The sequence below is a fragment of the Fluctibacter halophilus genome, assembly GCF_020687825.1.
Lineage (GTDB): Bacteria > Pseudomonadota > Gammaproteobacteria > Enterobacterales > Alteromonadaceae > Fluctibacter > Fluctibacter halophilus.
The window spans coordinates 509542-524966 of sequence record NZ_JAJEWP010000002.1; the positions used below are offsets into that span (position 1 = coordinate 509542).

Genomic DNA, 15425 nt, shown 5'->3' on the forward strand with positions numbered 1-15425 from the left:
GTTTATTGATCCTTGTCATCGGCTTTTGCGGCCCGGCGCGCTTTGGCTTTGGCAACCGCTGCCGCGATGCGTGCCTGTTTATCGTTGGCGTCGCTGCCCGTGTCAGGAGTTTCAGCCTTCACGTCGGGGGTGGATCCCTGAGCCGCCTCGGAATGTTGCGCCGCGCGCTTGGCTTTGGCCTTGGCAACCGCTGCTGCAATGCGTGCCTGTTTATCATTGGCATCGCTGCCCGCGTCTGGGGTTTCAGCCTTCACGTCGGGGGTGGATTCCTGAGCAGCTTCTGTTTGTTGTGCTGCGCGCTTGGCTTTGGCCTTGGCAACCGCTGCCGCGATGCGCGCCTGTTTATCATTGGCGTCACTGCCCGCGTCAGGGGTTTCAGCCTTTACATCGGGGGTGGATTCCTGAGCAGCTTCTGTTTTTTGCGCCGCGCGCTTGGCTTTGGCCCTGGCAATCGCTGCTGCGACCTTGTCCTGTTTATTGTCTTCGCTGGCAGACGGGGTTTCATCTGCCGACGGCGACCCGGCCGCCTGGGCGCGTTTGGCTTTGGCGCGGGCTATCGCGGCCGCCACTTTGTCATTGCTTGACGGTGCGTCGGTTGACGCCGTGCTGCTACCTGCTCCGGTTTCCTGAGCCTTCTTGGCTTTGGCGCGGGCCAGGGCGGCGGCGATCTTGTCTTTGGCATCATCGCCCGATTGATTCATCGCCTGACGACGGGCCTCGGCGGCTTTACGGTGTTTCTCTTCCCGTTCGGCCTGTTCACGGGCCAATCGCTCCTTGCGTGCTTCGAAGCGCTCGCGAGCCTTGTCGGCTTTGTCTTTCTCTGCCTGTTGATGACGGATATCGGCTTTGGCCTTGCGATAATAATGCACCAATGGAATATGACTGGGGCATTCAAACGCACAGGCACCACACTCAATACAGTCAAACAGGTTGTAGTCCTGAGCTTTATCGTATTCCTGGGCTTTGCTGTGCCAGAACAATTGTTGGGGCAACAGGCTGGCGGGGCAGGCGTCTGCACAGGCGCTGCAACGGATACAGGGCTCTTCATGCTGCGTTAAATCGATTTCATGATCAGCACCGACCAGCATGCAGTTGGTGGTTTTGACCACAGGCACGTCATTCGACGTCACCGTAAAGCCCATCATCGGGCCGCCCATGATCACATTCGGGGTCTGTTGTCGTTTGGCGTGGTATTCCCCTTGCGCCAACAAGTGCGACATCGGCGTGCCGATGGGTACCCAGGCATTGCGCGGTCGGTTCAGCGCTTCACCGGTCAGCGTCACAACCCGCTCGATAAGGGGTTTACCGTGCATGATGGCATCGGCCACGGCATAGCAGGTACCGACATTCTGGGTGATCACGCCCACGTCGATGGGCAGGCCCTGACGAGGCACTTCACGGCCGGTGATCACCTGGATCAATTGTTTTTCGCCGCCGGCCGGGTATTTGGTCGGGACCGGCACGACCAGGATATCGCTGGTTTTGTCGCAAGCAACCTGCATCGCTTCGATGGCTTCTGGCTTGTTGTCTTCAATCGCGATGACCACTTTTTTGGGGGATAGCAGGTGCATTAACACATCGATGCCCTGACGAATCTGCCAGGCGTGTTCGCGCATCAGACAATCATCGGCGGTGATGTAGGGTTCACACTCGACACCGTTAATGATCAGGAATTCGACATTGTGTTTCGGCGCTACCTTGATGTGGGTAGGAAAACCGGCACCGCCCATACCACTGATCCCGGCGGCACAGATCGCCTCGATGATGCGGGTTTTGGCCTGCTTCTGGTAGTCTTTGAGAGGCTTGAGCTCAATCCATTCGTCTTCGCCATCCGGGGTCAGCGTCACCGTTTGCTTGCTCAGCCCGGAAGGGTGGGCAGCCACGTGGGGGCCGATGGCTTTAATATGACCCGACGTGGGGGCATGCACGGGCACGGCGAATGGATTGGTACTGCGGGTCAGCGGTTGCCCTTTGAGGACCCTGTCGCCGACATTGACACACACCTGACCGTCGGTGCCGATATGCTGTTTGACCGTAACGTACAGTTCGCTGGCCATCGGCAAATGGGTGATCGGGTGCTTGTTGGACAGGGTCTTACGCCCATCCGGATGCACGCCACCAGGGAAATCCCACAGGCGACCCTGGTTAAGGCGTTCAAGGATAGTGTCAAATTCAACGTACACGGCAGATCCTTATTGCACTTGTTTGATCGCGATGGGTTCCAGCTGCCAGCGCCAATTGGTCGGCGTTGGCTCAACGGGCACCATGTCGATACAGTCTACAGGGCAGGGGTCAACACACAGGTCACAGCCGGTGCACTCGTCGACGATCACGGTATGCATTTGTTTGGCGGCACCCAGGATCGCATCGACCGGGCACGCCTGAATACATTTGGTACAACCGATACATTCGTCTTCGCGGATAAACGCGACTTTTTTAACGTCTTCTTCACCGTGGGCGGCATCCAGCGGTTTGGCTTCTACTCCCATCAAATCGGCCAGTTGTTTGATGGTCGCTTCGCCGCCGGGTGGGCACTTGTTGATTTCGTCACCGTTGGCGATCGCTTCGGCATAAGGGCGACAGCCAGGATAGCCACACTGGCCACATTGGGTCTGCGGCAGAATGTCGTCAATCTGATCAACCAGCGGATCCCCTTCAACCCGAAAGCGGATCGCGGCATAGCCAAGCACAATTCCAAACACCAGTGCCAACAGGCCCAGCGCAATCATGGCAATCAATCCCAGCATCAGTATTTCACCAACCCGGTAAAGCCCATGAAGGCCAGCGACATTAAGCCTGCGGTGATCATGGCGATGGACGCGCCTTTAAAGGGGGCCGGGACATCGGCCACCGCCAGACGCTCTCGCATGGCGGAGAACAGGATCAGGACCAAGGAGAAACCCACCGCGGCGCCAAAGCCATAGATAATCGACTCAACAAAGGTGTGCTGCTTGGTGATGTTCAGCAGGGCGACACCCAATACCGCACAGTTGGTGGTGATCAGGGGCAGGAAAATCCCCAGTAATCGATACAGGGTAGGACTGGTTTTGTGCACCACCATTTCGGTGAACTGCACCACCACGGCGATGACCAGAATAAAACTGAGGGTACGCAGGTATTCAATACCCAGTGGCATCAGGATGTAGTGCTCGACCAGGTAGCTGCTCATGGATGCCAGTGTCAGTACAAAGGTTGTGGCCATCGACATACCGATGGCAGTCTCCAATTTGCTGGAGACACCCATAAAAGGACACAGGCCAAGAAACTGGACCAACACAAAATTGTTAACGAGTACTGTGCTGATCAGCAGCAGTATAAATTCAGACATGTTAACCAGAGCTTTTGTCGATTTTCGTTTGCTGGCGCCATTATCCTTGTTTCTGGCGCGATTAACAACTTGATAAATTTAGGGTTATTGTGGAAAAAACAGGCGAAAAGACAGCCGAAGGGATTCGGGTGATATTTGACAACGAGGTTTTGATTCAGGAAGGCTGTACAGCCGTGTATGTCAGGCCCGCAAGATATGGAGCAAAGGTGGCTCCCCCTCCCCGACTCGAACGGGGGACCTGCGGATTAACAGTCCGTCGCTCTAACCAACTGAGCTAAGGGGGAATCGCACGAAAAATGCCGTTGAAAGTTGGCTCCCCCTCCCCGACTCGAACGGGGGACCTGCGGATTAACAGTCCGTCGCTCTAACCAACTGAGCTAAGGGGGACCAGATTTTCAACGGAGGCGAATATTAAAGAGCTGCCTTGAACCTGTCAACAAGTTATCGCTGAAATTTGCAATAATCTGACCGTTTGCTGTTTTGCTGAGCACATCGCTGAATTATTCGTCATAAAGGGGCATTAATGAGGGCAAAAAAGTCATTTTCGGGTAGGTTTTATTCCCCGATGTTTGTGGACTGAAAGAGACGCCCAGATACATATGTCTATTTATGCATAAATACTAAATTATAATTCCTGATAACTATAAGGAAGATCCGATCCTATGGATCTAGATCCAGTGTTTAACAAAAATGTAACCAAAACACAGACACCATAAGGTTAGTGGTGACTTACGTGTTTTTTCTGTACGTTCGTCCAAGTCGGCGGAATTATTGAGCTTGTGCCAGTTATCCACTAAATCTGTGGATAACTATGTTGATGAAATTGTTGATTTGGCGCTAACACCAATGAATTCGTTGTCAATAGGTTTGTGTGAAAAATCCGACAAAAAAATAAAATTTCAATAAAAACAAATGGATAGGATATCATTGTGGAAAAACTGGGCACAGTGGGCGGATTTATAAACAACCGGGGCTTGTCTTGTGTGTTAATTAGTGATTAGCACCCCATCTCAGGACGCTAATTGCTTGAAGTTGTTCACATAGACTGTCCACAACCCGACTGCATGGTCAACAGCGTGAAAGCGTTTACCGGTTCAATTGGGGGCCGAAGTGTCTGTGATCGGAGACAGGTTGAGATCCCCGATCCGATCCGGCAGCTTCGATGAAGAAAAGGTATCCTGCGTTCGCAGGCATGGTAACGATCGACGCCATCGCATAGAATGTCGCGCACTGTTCATTGAGGAACTTCACACTTGAAAACACCATCAACTGCCAAGCACCGGGATCTGCTCTCAGACGACATCGGATCAACGCTAAAAAGCATGACCTTACCGATGATCCTCGGCATGATCCTGTTGATGACGTTTGGCTTGGTGGATACGTTTTTTGTCAGCTTGCTGGGCACAGACCAACTGGCCGCGATCAGTTTTACCTTTCCCGTCACCTTTACCCTGATCAGTCTTAACATCGGTCTTGGCATTGGCACGTCGGCCACCATTGGCCGTTATCTTGGTGGCGGTCAGACTCATCTTGCGCGGGAGTATGCCACCGGTGCATTGATGCTGTCTTTTGCCCTGGTCGGGATCCTTGCCTTAATAGGCTTGTTCACCATCGATCCCATCTTCCGCTTGCTGGGGGCTACCGAGGAGCATTTGCCCTACATTCGTGACTATATGGTGGTGTGGTATGCCGCCGGCGTGTTTCTGGCCATGCCGATGGTGGGTAATAGCGTATTGCGCGCCTCCGGCGATACTAAAACCCCCAGTATCGTCATGGCGGCGGGTGGTCTGATCAACGCCGTCCTTGACCCGTTATTGATTTTCGGCTGGGGACCCTTCCCCGAAATGGGCATACAGGGCGCTGCTGTGGCGACCATGATCGCTTGGGCTGTCGGGGTGTTTTACATCATTGGGCTGTTGATCAAGCGGGATCTGATGCTGGCCCGTTTGTTATCCCGCCAGGAGTTACGTGAAACCAGTGGCACCATATTGAAGATTGGCTTACCGGCCGCCGGGGCGAACATGCTGACCCCCATCGCGGCCGGTGTATTAACTGCCATTGTGGCAACTTACGGCACCGAAGCGGTGGCCGCCTGGGGAGTTGGCAGTCGTTTGGAATCGATTGCCAGTATTGTGATCCTGGCGTTGTCCATGACATTGCCGCCCTTTATTAGTCAGAACATGGGGGCCAACAAATTCAACCGGGTGCGGGAAGCCTACCGTCTCAGTTTACGCTTTGTGCTGGGCTGGCAACTGTTAGTGTTCGGTGTCATGTGGTTGCTGGCCAACTGGATTGCCGCGTTGTTCGCCGAGGAGCCGGCGGTGGCCGAGCTGATCCAGTTGTTCCTGGCCATCGTACCGCTGGGGTATGGTTTGCAGGGTGTGATTATCCTGAGTAACTCGTCCTTCAATGCACTGCACCGACCGATGTCGGCGTTGGTCCTGAGTCTGTTACGCCTGTTTGTGTTTTATGTGCCCTTTGCCTACCTGGGCAGCGTGATAGATGGTCTGAATGGCTTGTTCTGGGGCTGTGTGGTTGCCAACCTGTGTACCGCCAGTATTGCATTTTTGTGGTTTAATCAGGTCGTCAGCCGAGAACAGGGCGAACAGACCGGTCAGTTACAACGTCAGGAGTAGAGGGTGTCTCGAGGATTCGAACTGGTCAGTAAATATCAACCTGCCGGCGATCAACCGGCGGCCATCGAGCAATTGGTGGACGGACTGGAATCAGGGCTGGCCGGGCAAACCCTGCTTGGCGTGACCGGTTCAGGCAAGACATTCACCATGGCCAACGTGATCCAGCAGGTCCAGCGTCCAACCCTGATCCTGGCGCACAATAAAACCCTTGCCGCGCAATTGTATGGGGAAATGAAAGAGTTCTTTCCTAACAATGCGGTGGAGTATTTCGTTTCCTATTACGATTACTACCAGCCGGAAGCCTATGTCCCCAGTACCGATACCTTCATTGAGAAAGATGCGTCGATCAATGATCACATTGAGCAGATGCGATTGTCCGCCACCAAGGCACTGATGGAGCGTCGCGACGTTATCATTGTGTCTAGTGTGTCAGCCATTTACGGTCTGGGTGATCCCGAGTCCTACATGAAAATGCTATTGCATTTGCGCCAGGGCGATTTGATGGATCAGCGAGACATCTTGCGCCGTCTGGCCGAATTGCAATACACCCGCAACGACGTGGCGTTCGAACGGGGCACCTTCCGGGTGCGGGGCGACGTGATCGACATATTCCCTGCGGATGCCGAGAAGCAAGGGGTACGGGTAGAACTGTTTGACGAGGAAATTGAAAAGATCAGTTTGTTTGACCCGCTGACCGGTGCCGTCGACAAAGAAGTCACCCGCACCACGGTCTTCCCGAAAACCCACTATGTTACCCCGCGGGAAAAAATCCTTGCGGCCATTGAGCACATTAAGGACGAACTCAAGGAGCGCCGTGCCCAATTAACGTCGGTCAACAAACTGGTTGAGGAACAGCGCATTACCCAACGCACCCAGTTTGATATCGAGATGATGACGGAACTGGGGTATTGCTCAGGGATAGAAAACTATTCCCGTTATTTGTCCGGTCGGGCGCCGGGCGAGCCGCCACCGACCCTGCTGGACTATTTTCCTGCCGATGGCCTGATGTTCATCGATGAGTCTCACGTGACGGTGTCCCAGGTCGGGGCGATGTACAAAGGTGACCGTTCCCGTAAAGAAACCCTGGTGGAGTTCGGTTTCCGTTTGCCCTCTGCATTGGATAACCGGCCACTGAAGTTTGAAGAGTTCGAGCGTATCTCTCCACAGACCATTTACGTGTCGGCGACGCCGGGCAAATATGAGCTGGAGAAATCCGCCGGTGATATCGTCGAGCAGGTGGTGCGACCGACCGGCCTGGTCGACCCGACCATTGAAGTGCGCCCGGTAGGAACGCAGGTGGATGACGTGATGTCGGAGATCCGTTTGCGGGTGGCCGTCAATGAGCGGGTACTGGTAACCACCCTGACCAAACGCATGGCGGAGGATCTCAGTGACTATCTGGATGAACATGGTGTACGGGTGCGCTATCTGCATTCTGACATCGATACTGTCGAGCGGATTGAAATCATTCGTGATCTGCGTCTGGGCAAATTCGATGTGCTGGTGGGGATCAACCTATTGCGGGAAGGTCTGGACATGCCGGAAGTGTCGCTGGTGGCCATTCTGGATGCCGATAAAGAAGGCTTCCTGCGCTCCGATCGCTCGTTGATCCAGACCATCGGTCGGGCTGCCCGTAACATTAACGGTAAAGCCATTCTGTACGCCGACACCATTACCGGCTCCATGCAGCGGGCGATGGAAGAAACTGAACGTCGTCGCGAAAAGCAGATTGCGCACAACGAGGCGCACGGCATTACGCCTCATCAACTCGACAAACCGATCACCGATATCATGGATGTTGGCGGCGGCAGTCGGGGTGACGGCAAAGTTCGTTTGCGCAAAGTGGCCGAGTCCACGAAGGCTTACCAAGGTAAGAGTGCTGCTGATCTGATGGCCGACATTGCCGAGTTGGAGAAGCAGATGTTTACCCATGCCCGGGAACTGGAGTTTGAAAAAGCGGCGGCATTGCGTGACGAGATAGAAGCCCTGCGCGCCCAAGCCATTTCCCTGTCATAGCCGCTCAGTGTGCGCGACACACCTGTTTTCAGGTAGGCTGTTCGATCACGGGCAGCCCTGATGTGTCTGGCTTTGACGACAGTTTGTGGTTTTTTTACTGACCTGCCTGCGGCAAACGCAATTAATCGTTGTAATACCCTGCGCGAATGCCTACTATTGCCGATAGAGTATCTAAAATTATACCTATAACAAAGGTGCTGGCATGTTAAATCGTCTGCAAGAATCCGACATCAAGTTGCTGCGTGTGTTCTACGCCGTGGCCTCGTGTAACGGGTTTACTGCCGCTGAGCCGGTTTTGCGTATGCAACGACCGAACATCAGTGCGGCCATCAAAAAACTGGAAGAGCGTTTGGATCTGGTCTTGTGTCACCGTGGTCGGGGTGGCTTCCAGATGACCAAAGAAGGCGAAGTGGTCTTTCAGGAAACCAAGCGTATCTTTAACGCGTTTGATAATTTCGTGTTTAACCTCAAGAGCTTGCATGATGATTATTCGGGGCATGTGACCCTGGTGATCATGGCGGGCTTGCCTTTGTCGATGCAGTTGGCGGTCAGTAAGGCAGTCAAAAGCACGATGAAGAAGTTCGACGATATTCATGTCAACATCCAGACACGTCTGTACAACGAAGTCGAACACGTGGCGTTATCCGGTGAGTGTCACCTGGTGATTTCCACCTATGACATGGTCAAGCCGGAGTCAGTGACTTTCCATCCGGTAGAGATGTCCTGTGAAGGACGCCTGTACTGTGCACCGAGTCACCCATTGGCTAAATACCGTGACGGTCTGCCTGACAACATCAATATCGAAGATTATCCCGCCATCGGTATTTCCGGCCTGTCGTCTGCCAACTACATCGAAGACGAGCGTCGCTTGTCGATTCAAACCTTCTCGGATTCCTATGATGCCTGTATGTCGGCAATCATGACCGGTGAATACGTTGGACTTCTGCCTGACTATGTACCCAAAGAGCAGGGGGCCGGTCTGGGGCTGGTGCCGGTTGGCGGCGGTGAGTATTTCAAGTTTTCTCACGAGTTGTTTGTGATGAACGGCAAGAACACCCGTCTGAACCCGGTTTTGCGTCATTGCATCAAAGAACTGTGTTACTTCATTAAAGAAAGCCAGAAGTAAGCCGGGTTTATGGATATGAAAAAGGCGTCCTTCGGGACGCCTTTTTTTATCGCGTGTTGGTCGACAGTGTGCACACCTGGTCGCCGTAATAGTTGTTGGCGTAGTTGCACTGCATGACGGTCGCTGCCGGCTTTTGGGTCAGGCGGGTCAAAGATTGTAGTAAGCGTTTCATGGTTATCCTCCGTTCAGTTCCAGGTCACTCTACGTCCAGAGAATAAATAGTAAAACCAATTATAATTGATTGTTCTAATAGTAATAATCGATTTGAAGCTTAAGCCGTGTTCATCGATCCTGAATGCCAGCCGGGATAAATCCTTTTTTTTATCATTATCAAAAAAACTGATTAAATGAATCGAATTGATTCGTTTTAATAGTTTTTAACTTTCCTCTAATCTACACCCAACGTTTCAAGACGTTGAACAACATTCAACATTTATTTGAGTAACTTAGAGGAAATTGAACATGGCTAAAATTAACCAGATGATCCCTGAATTTACCGCTGAAGCTTTCCACAACGGCGAGTTCAAGACCATCACCAGTGACAGTGTGAAAGGCAAATGGTCAATTTTCCTGTTCTACCCAGCAGACTTCACCTTTGTCTGCCCGACGGAACTGGAAGACATGGCCAAGATCTACAACGAGCTGCAAGCGCTGGACGTAGAAGTGTATGCCGTATCCACTGACTCTCACTTCGTGCACAAAGCATGGCACGAAACCTCAGATGCGATCAGCAAAGTCAACTACCCAATGATCGGTGACCCGACTGGCCGTATCACCCGTGGTTTCGACATCATGATCGAAGAAGCCGGTCAGGCACTGCGTGGTACCTTCCTGGCTAACCCTGAAGGCATCATCAAAGTCGCCGAAATCCACGATTTGGGTATCGGTCGTAGCGCCAAAGACATGCTGCGCAAAGTCAAAGCCGCTCAGTACGTGGCAAACCATGACGGCGAAGTTTGTCCTGCTGCCTGGGAAGAAGGTGAGAAAACCCTGACTCCTAGCCTGGACCTGGTTGGCAAAATCTAACCGCCCAACGCCCTTGAACCGAAAGGGCGGCAATGGCCGCCCTTTTTTCTGACAGCCACAACGCAGGAGACAGTCACATGTTGTCAAACGATATCTTAACCGCCCTGAAGCAGTACACGGCTGACATGCAGCATGCTGTCACGTTTGTGCTGAAAGAAGGTGAACACAACAAACGTCAGGAACTGGTCGAGTTTCTTAGCGCCTTTGCTGGCGTGTCCGACAAACTGTCGTTTGAACAGCGTAGCGAGCATGCCGAGCTGCGCAGCCCGTTGAGCTTCACGCTGGAAGTCAACGGTGAACCGACCGGGATCATTTTCTCAGGTATTCCCGGCGGTCATGAATTTAATTCTTTGGTGCTGGCGGTGCTGCATGCCGGTGGCAAAGAGGTCAAACTGGATGACACCATCCGCACCATGATCAGCAATGTACGCACGCCGCTGAAATTTGACGTGTACGTGAGCCTGAGCTGTCACAACTGCCCGGATGTCGTACAGGCACTGAACCAGTTTGCGATCCTAAACCCGCACATCAGTACCGAGATGATCGATGGCGGTTTGTACCCTGAGCTGATTGAACAAAACAACATTCAGGGCGTACCCACGGTGTTTCTCAACGGTGAGGTGTTTGCCAACGGTAAAATCGACACTGCACAGCTACTGGACAAACTGATTGAGCGTCATCCTGAGATTGCCAACGTCAGCGCCGATGCCCCGCAATTACCGGTGCAGGATGTGACCGTGATCGGTGGTGGACCCGGTGGTATTGCTGCGGCCATTTACGCTGCCCGTAAGGGATTGGCCGTGACGCTGGTGGCTGACCGTATTGGTGGTCAGGTCAAGGATACTATGGGGATTGAAAACCTTATCTCGGTGCCCAAGACCACGGGCCCTGAACTGAGTGGTGCGTTACTGAACCATCTCAACGAATACAACGTAACCCTTAAAGAACACTTGCGTGTCAATCAGATTGAAAAAGGTGACGTGAAAACCCTGCACCTGTCTTCCGGTGAAGTGTTCCAGAGCAAAACCGTGATCATCGCCACCGGTGCAAACTGGCGCGAGCTGGGCGTACCCGGTGAGAAAGAGAACATTGGCAATGGTGTGGCCTACTGCCCCCACTGTGACGGCCCGTTCTTCAAAGGTAAAGATGTTGCCGTCATCGGCGGCGGAAACTCCGGTATCGAAGCGGCGCTGGATTTGGCCGGCATTGTGAAGTCGGTCACGGTGTTTGAGTTTTTACCGGCGCTGAAAGCCGACAAAGTGCTGGTCGATCAGGTTGAGAAACGTGACAACATTACGGTGATCAAAAACGCCGCAACCCAGCAAATTCTGGCCGAGAATGGCAAGGTTACGGCGCTGGAATACCAGGACCGCGAAAGCGGCCAAAACCATCGCGTGGACCTGGCCGGGGTGTTTGTCCAGATTGGTCTGGTACCCAACAGTGGTGCATTTAAAGATCTGGTTGAAATGACCCGCTACGGTGAAATCGTGATCAACGAAAAAGGTGAAACCAGTGAGCCGGGCATCTTTGCCTGCGGCGATGTGACCACTGTGCCGTACAAGCAGATTGTGATCGCCATGGGCGAGGGAGCCAAAGCCTCACTGGCAGCCTTCGACTACCTGTTAAAACATCATTAGGCCCGTTGTGATGTGTGTTGCCCCGCTCTGGCGGGGCTTTTTTTTGCCCGTCGCGCCGTTACTCGCCGTTTTGTGTTTGTAGCAACGCCTGGCGCTTCAAGCTGAGTTTAATCAGCGGCACGGTTTGGGATAAAGCGATGACCCCACCGATCAGCAGCAGTGCATAGCTGTTGGTTGGGGTGTCAAAAAAGCTGTGCAATCCGCCTGGATCCGGTGACAGGGTGCCAAACAGGCCCAGCCCTACCAGGATATTTGCGGGGGCGGAAATCAGTGTGGCAGTGCGGATCCGTTTGTTGATGTTATTCAGTTCATCGTCCGTTTCGTTGTTCATGGGTACTCCTTTTTTGAACAATCGCCCGCCATCGGGCAAGATCGCTACGGTAGCGGACGCGCCGCTGCAGTGCAACCAGGCAGGACATCGGAGTTTTCAGCCCATTTTTTTTCGCGTATGCTGTAGCGAGCATTAGGAATCAGTAATCAATACGATATGCCCTTTGGTTCAGACGACCTTTACAAACTCAAGCTCAGTGGCAACGTGCTGTGCGTGTCAATGCGCGGCGTGTGGCCCAAAACCCTGATCAACACCATCTTTGAACAGACCCGGGCGCTGGTGAAAGACATCCGGCATGAGCCGTGGGCGGCGCTGGTGGACATGCGGGAGTGGATCATGCCGACCATGGAAGGGCAGGAGAGCTTTCAGGCCATTTATGACTGGTGTGCCGCTAACAACCAGACCCATGAGGCGACGGTGTGCAGCTTTGATTTACAGAAGCGTATTGTGAGTGAAAGCACCAGTTACGATGCCAACACCCAGGTTTATACCCGTACCGTGGAAGAGGCCGCCCGTTGGTTAGTCGACAAGGGCTTTACATTTTCCCCCAAAGATCATGCTGTGTTGCTGGGTCAGGCCGATACGTCTTCGCAGTGAGTTATTCGTAGTCCAGTGGATCGCTGGCGTTATTCAGTGCAAACGCTTCTAACCGTTCCTGACAGGCACCACATTTACCGCAGGCTTTTTCGCGGCCGTTGTAACAGGTCCAGGTCTTGCCATAGTCCAGTCCCATTGCCAGACCATCGGCCAGTATGGCGATTTTGCTGTCATGCAGGTAGGGGGTGACGATATCCACCGGTTCGTAATTGGCGATGGCACACACGTCTTTCATTTTCTCGACAAATTCCGGTCGACAGTCGGGATAAATGGCATGGTCGCCGGAATGGGCACCGTAGTGGACTTCACCGGCACCCAGTGACACCGCATAGCCAACCGCCAACGAGAGCAGGATCATGTTGCGGTTAGGCACCACCGTTGACTGCATGCTCTGCTCTTCATAGTGACCTTCCGGTACATCAATGTCAGAGGTCAGTGATGAACCGCCGACCAGGCTGTTGATGGCGGAAATGTCCACCACTTTGTGGGGCACATTGAGATCAGCACAGGCGCGGGCTGCGTAATCCAGCTCCTTACGGTGTCGTTGACCGTAGTCAAATGACAGGGCGTACACCTCATTGCCTGCCCGTACCGTTTTGTTCAGGACCGTGAAGGAATCCATACCGCCGGAAAAAATTACAACCACCTTTTGTGCCATGCTGCTCGCTTCTTTATAATTCGCCAATGAAGCAGGGATTTTACGTGAGTCCCGTCAAAAAAACGATAGGTGAAGTCTTGAACGGTGTGAACCGCTACAAAATTAACGAAGTGTTCCAGTCGATACAGGGTGAGGGGGCGCTGACCGGTGTTCCGTCGATATTTGTGCGCATACAGGGGTGCCCGGTGGGCTGCCCGTGGTGCGATACCAAACACACCTGGGACATCAACCCGGACGATGAACGCAGTGCCGATGATGTCATGGCTGAACAGGGTGAATCGAGTCACTGGTTCCAGAGCAGCTTTGACGAGCTGATGGCGCTGTTTGCCCGTGAAGGCTACACCGCGAAGAATGTGATCCTGACCGGCGGTGAGCCGTGCATGTTCGATTTGACGGAGCTGAGTAGCCAACTGATTGCGCGGGGATACGGGGTGTCGATTGAAACCAGCGGCACATTTGAAGTCCTGACCCACCCGGACACCTGGGTCACTGTGTCACCCAAAGTGAACATGAAAGGCGGCTACGACATTCTCGACAGCGCATTGGCCCGGGCCAATGAAATCAAACACCCGGTTGCCATGGAGCGCCATGTGGATGAACTCAAGGCCTTGCTGACAAGACTGCCTGAAGGGGCGGCGCCGCTGATCTACTTGCAGCCTATCTCGCAACAGGCCCGCGCCACCGAGTTGGCGATTAAGCATTGCATTGAAAATAACTGGCGTTTGTCGCTACAAACCCATAAATTTATTGGTATCGAATAATAACAGGCAGGGATCATGTCGAGCCAGGCGGAACGTTTTTTTGAAGGCTATCAGCAGGCATTGAATGCCAACGATGCCGCAGCGATGACGGCGCTGCATCAAACCCCCAGTATCTTTGTATCTGATCAGACCAAACGGGTCTGCAGTCAGGTTGATGATATTCGCACCGTCAACCAGAGCATGATCGATGGGATCAATAACGCCGGCGCGTCGCGCTGCGAAGCGCTGGTGAACCAGGCCATGCGCTTGTCTGATTCAGTGTTTTTCGTCAACGTGCGCTGGCAGCTGTTTGACCAGGCAGACAAAAAACTCAGCGTGTGTCATTGCTCCTACACCTTACAGCGCGATGCGGCAGGCGATTTGCACATCATCGTTGCCGTGCTGGATGACGAGGACAAACTGTTCAGCGCGATGCTCAACGGAGGTGTACATGCGCCATAGTCTGCTGTGCCTGGTGGGGCTGATGCTGATCGGGATGTCGGCGGCCCATGCTGCCAAATGGAACATTCATTATCCCCGACCGCTGACCGACAATGATCAGCGTAACCAGTATCCGATTGCCTTGCTGGAAGTCGCGCTGCAACAGACCGGGGTGCGTTACAGCCTGATGCCATCGGAGCGCATCATGTTGCAGAACAAGGCGCTCAAGCAACTGTCGGAAAACCGCGAGGTCAATATTGTCTGGAGCATGACCGACCAGAGCCGTGAAGACAGCTTGTTACCGATCCGGATCCCCATTTACAAGGGCCTGATAGGTTGGCGCATTTTTCTGATCCGTCAGCAGCAGGCACACCGCTATGTGGGGATGGAAAAAATTGAACAACTGATGCAATTGCGCCCAATCCAGGGGCATGACTGGCCGGATACCAAGATCCTGCAATCCAACGGCTTTGACGTCAGTACGGCCAAGGAGTACCTGGATCTGTTCACCATGCTCGATCAGGGCAAGGGCGACTTCGTGCCACGCTCGGTGGTGGAGATCTGGGCAGAGCTGGACGGCGAACGGATGCCTGACGGTATCGTTCTGGAACCGGAATTGGGTATTCGCTATCCCAGCGCGATGTATTACTTCGTCAATAAGCGCAACACCACCATGGGCCGCCTGATCCGTGATGGGCTGGAAAAAGCCATTGCCAACGGTGAGTTTGATCGGCTGTTTTTGCAGTACCATCAGGACATCATCGACAAAAGCCGCCTCAATGAGCGACAGTTTTACCAACTGGAAAACCCGCTGTTGCCGCCCGAAACACCACTATCCCGTGAGGAACTGTGGTATCGTCCGTCTTCCTGACGGGATAAATTAAGAGGG

At 53.4% G+C, this 15425-nt stretch carries 15 protein-coding genes and 2 tRNA genes; 9 read left to right on the forward strand and 8 right to left on the reverse strand.

Annotation, left to right across the window (positions count from 1 at the left end):
- Positions 1–2: 2 nt before the first annotated feature.
- The 5 genes from rsxC to LJ739_RS11110 form a co-directional block, all read right to left on the reverse strand.
- On the reverse strand, positions 3–2183 hold the full coding sequence (gene rsxC / locus LJ739_RS11090) for an electron transport complex subunit RsxC (protein WP_229160467.1): 2181 nt from the start codon (positions 2181–2183) through the stop codon (positions 3–5).
- 9 nt (positions 2184–2192) lie between these two features.
- The gene (gene rsxB / locus LJ739_RS11095; protein WP_229160469.1) at positions 2193–2747 is read right to left on the reverse strand and encodes an electron transport complex subunit RsxB; all 555 of its coding nucleotides are present in this window, start codon (positions 2745–2747) and stop codon (positions 2193–2195) included.
- Entirely contained in the window at positions 2747–3328 is a 582-nt protein-coding gene (rsxA, locus tag LJ739_RS11100; protein WP_229160471.1) for an electron transport complex subunit RsxA, read from the reverse strand. The genes rsxB and rsxA overlap by 1 nt, the downstream gene beginning before the upstream one ends.
- Before the next feature lie 207 nt (positions 3329–3535).
- Positions 3536–3612, reverse strand: a tRNA-Asn gene (locus tag LJ739_RS11105).
- 26 nt (positions 3613–3638) lie between these two features.
- Positions 3639–3715 (reverse strand) — tRNA-Asn (locus LJ739_RS11110).
- A gap of 935 nt (positions 3716–4650) precedes the next feature.
- On the opposite strand from LJ739_RS11110, the gene LJ739_RS11115 reads away from it, so the two are divergent.
- From LJ739_RS11115 to LJ739_RS11125, 3 genes are all read left to right on the forward strand, one after another.
- Positions 4651–5964, forward strand: a complete 1314-nt coding sequence (locus LJ739_RS11115) for an MATE family efflux transporter (RefSeq protein WP_229160689.1) — start codon at positions 4651–4653, stop codon at positions 5962–5964.
- Positions 5965–5967: 3 nt separating this feature from the next.
- Positions 5968–7980, forward strand: a complete 2013-nt coding sequence (gene uvrB / locus LJ739_RS11120) for an excinuclease ABC subunit UvrB (RefSeq protein ID WP_229160473.1) — start codon at positions 5968–5970, stop codon at positions 7978–7980.
- A 202-nt stretch (positions 7981–8182) separates the two neighbouring features.
- Positions 8183–9106 carry a LysR family transcriptional regulator gene (locus LJ739_RS11125; RefSeq protein ID WP_229160482.1) on the forward strand — a complete coding sequence of 308 codons (924 nt, stop codon included), beginning with the start codon at positions 8183–8185 and terminating at the stop codon, positions 9104–9106.
- A 46-nt stretch (positions 9107–9152) separates the two neighbouring features.
- On the opposite strand, the gene LJ739_RS19075 is transcribed toward LJ739_RS11125, so the two are convergent.
- On the reverse strand, positions 9153–9278 hold the full coding sequence (locus LJ739_RS19075) for a hypothetical protein (RefSeq protein ID WP_267494301.1): 126 nt from the start codon (positions 9276–9278) through the stop codon (positions 9153–9155).
- A 284-nt stretch (positions 9279–9562) separates the two neighbouring features.
- Between LJ739_RS19075 and ahpC the strand changes: the two genes are divergently transcribed.
- Positions 9563–10132: an alkyl hydroperoxide reductase subunit C gene (gene ahpC / locus LJ739_RS11130; RefSeq protein WP_407646773.1), complete on the forward strand. Its 570-nt coding sequence runs from the start codon at positions 9563–9565 to the stop codon at positions 10130–10132.
- 77 nt (positions 10133–10209) lie between these two features.
- Complete coding sequence (gene ahpF, locus LJ739_RS11135) at positions 10210–11769, forward strand: alkyl hydroperoxide reductase subunit F (RefSeq protein WP_229160487.1); 1560 nt, start codon at positions 10210–10212, stop codon at positions 11767–11769.
- A 58-nt stretch (positions 11770–11827) separates the two neighbouring features.
- Here the strand turns inward: ahpF and LJ739_RS11140 are convergent, their stop codons facing one another.
- Positions 11828–12100, reverse strand: coding sequence for a hypothetical protein (locus tag LJ739_RS11140; RefSeq protein ID WP_229160495.1), 273 nt, complete (start codon positions 12098–12100; stop codon positions 11828–11830).
- Positions 12101–12256: 156 nt separating this feature from the next.
- Between LJ739_RS11140 and LJ739_RS11145 the strand changes: the two genes are divergently transcribed.
- Positions 12257–12697 (forward strand): hypothetical protein, encoded by a 441-nt coding sequence (locus LJ739_RS11145; RefSeq protein ID WP_229160497.1) that lies wholly within the window; start codon positions 12257–12259, stop codon positions 12695–12697.
- A 1-nt stretch (position 12698) separates the two neighbouring features.
- On the opposite strand, the gene queC is transcribed toward LJ739_RS11145, so the two are convergent.
- A complete protein-coding gene (queC, locus tag LJ739_RS11150) occupies positions 12699–13355 on the reverse strand; it encodes a 7-cyano-7-deazaguanine synthase QueC (RefSeq protein WP_229160499.1) in 657 nt (218 codons plus the stop codon).
- 86 nt (positions 13356–13441) lie between these two features.
- Between queC and queE the strand changes: the two genes are divergently transcribed.
- From queE to LJ739_RS11165, 3 genes are read left to right on the forward strand one after another with little or no spacing between them, the layout of a single operon-like run.
- Positions 13442–14116 (forward strand): 7-carboxy-7-deazaguanine synthase QueE, encoded by a 675-nt coding sequence (gene queE, locus LJ739_RS11155; protein ID WP_229160690.1) that lies wholly within the window; start codon positions 13442–13444, stop codon positions 14114–14116.
- A 15-nt stretch (positions 14117–14131) separates the two neighbouring features.
- Positions 14132–14557 (forward strand): hypothetical protein, encoded by a 426-nt coding sequence (locus LJ739_RS11160; RefSeq protein WP_229160501.1) that lies wholly within the window; start codon positions 14132–14134, stop codon positions 14555–14557.
- Entirely contained in the window at positions 14547–15407 is an 861-nt protein-coding gene (locus LJ739_RS11165; protein WP_229160503.1) for a transporter substrate-binding domain-containing protein, read from the forward strand. Before LJ739_RS11160 ends, LJ739_RS11165 begins: the two co-directional genes overlap by 11 nt.
- The last annotated feature ends 18 nt before the right edge of the window (positions 15408–15425 follow it).

What these genes read in the sequence shown, in the direction of transcription:
- rsxB (WP_229160469.1), bottom strand. Translation starts at nt 2,747, where the DNA reads ATGCTGGGATTGATTGCCATGATTGCGCTGGGCCTGTTGGCACTGGTG.
- rsxA (WP_229160471.1), bottom strand. Translation starts at nt 3,328, where the DNA reads ATGTCTGAATTTATACTGCTGCTGATCAGCACAGTACTCGTTAACAAT.
- LJ739_RS11115 (WP_229160689.1), top strand. Translation starts at nt 4,651, where the DNA reads ATGACCTTACCGATGATCCTCGGCATGATCCTGTTGATGACGTTTGGC.
- LJ739_RS11125 (WP_229160482.1), top strand. Translation starts at nt 8,183, where the DNA reads ATGTTAAATCGTCTGCAAGAATCCGACATCAAGTTGCTGCGTGTGTTC.
- LJ739_RS19075 (WP_267494301.1), bottom strand. Translation starts at nt 9,278, where the DNA reads ATGAAACGCTTACTACAATCTTTGACCCGCCTGACCCAAAAGCCGGCA.
- ahpF (WP_229160487.1), top strand. Translation starts at nt 10,210, where the DNA reads ATGTTGTCAAACGATATCTTAACCGCCCTGAAGCAGTACACGGCTGAC.
- LJ739_RS11140 (WP_229160495.1), bottom strand. Translation starts at nt 12,100, where the DNA reads ATGAACAACGAAACGGACGATGAACTGAATAACATCAACAAACGGATC.
- LJ739_RS11145 (WP_229160497.1), top strand. Translation starts at nt 12,257, where the DNA reads ATGCCCTTTGGTTCAGACGACCTTTACAAACTCAAGCTCAGTGGCAAC.
- queC (WP_229160499.1), bottom strand. Translation starts at nt 13,355, where the DNA reads ATGGCACAAAAGGTGGTTGTAATTTTTTCCGGCGGTATGGATTCCTTC.
- LJ739_RS11160 (WP_229160501.1), top strand. Translation starts at nt 14,132, where the DNA reads ATGTCGAGCCAGGCGGAACGTTTTTTTGAAGGCTATCAGCAGGCATTG.
- LJ739_RS11165 (WP_229160503.1), top strand. Translation starts at nt 14,547, where the DNA reads ATGCGCCATAGTCTGCTGTGCCTGGTGGGGCTGATGCTGATCGGGATG.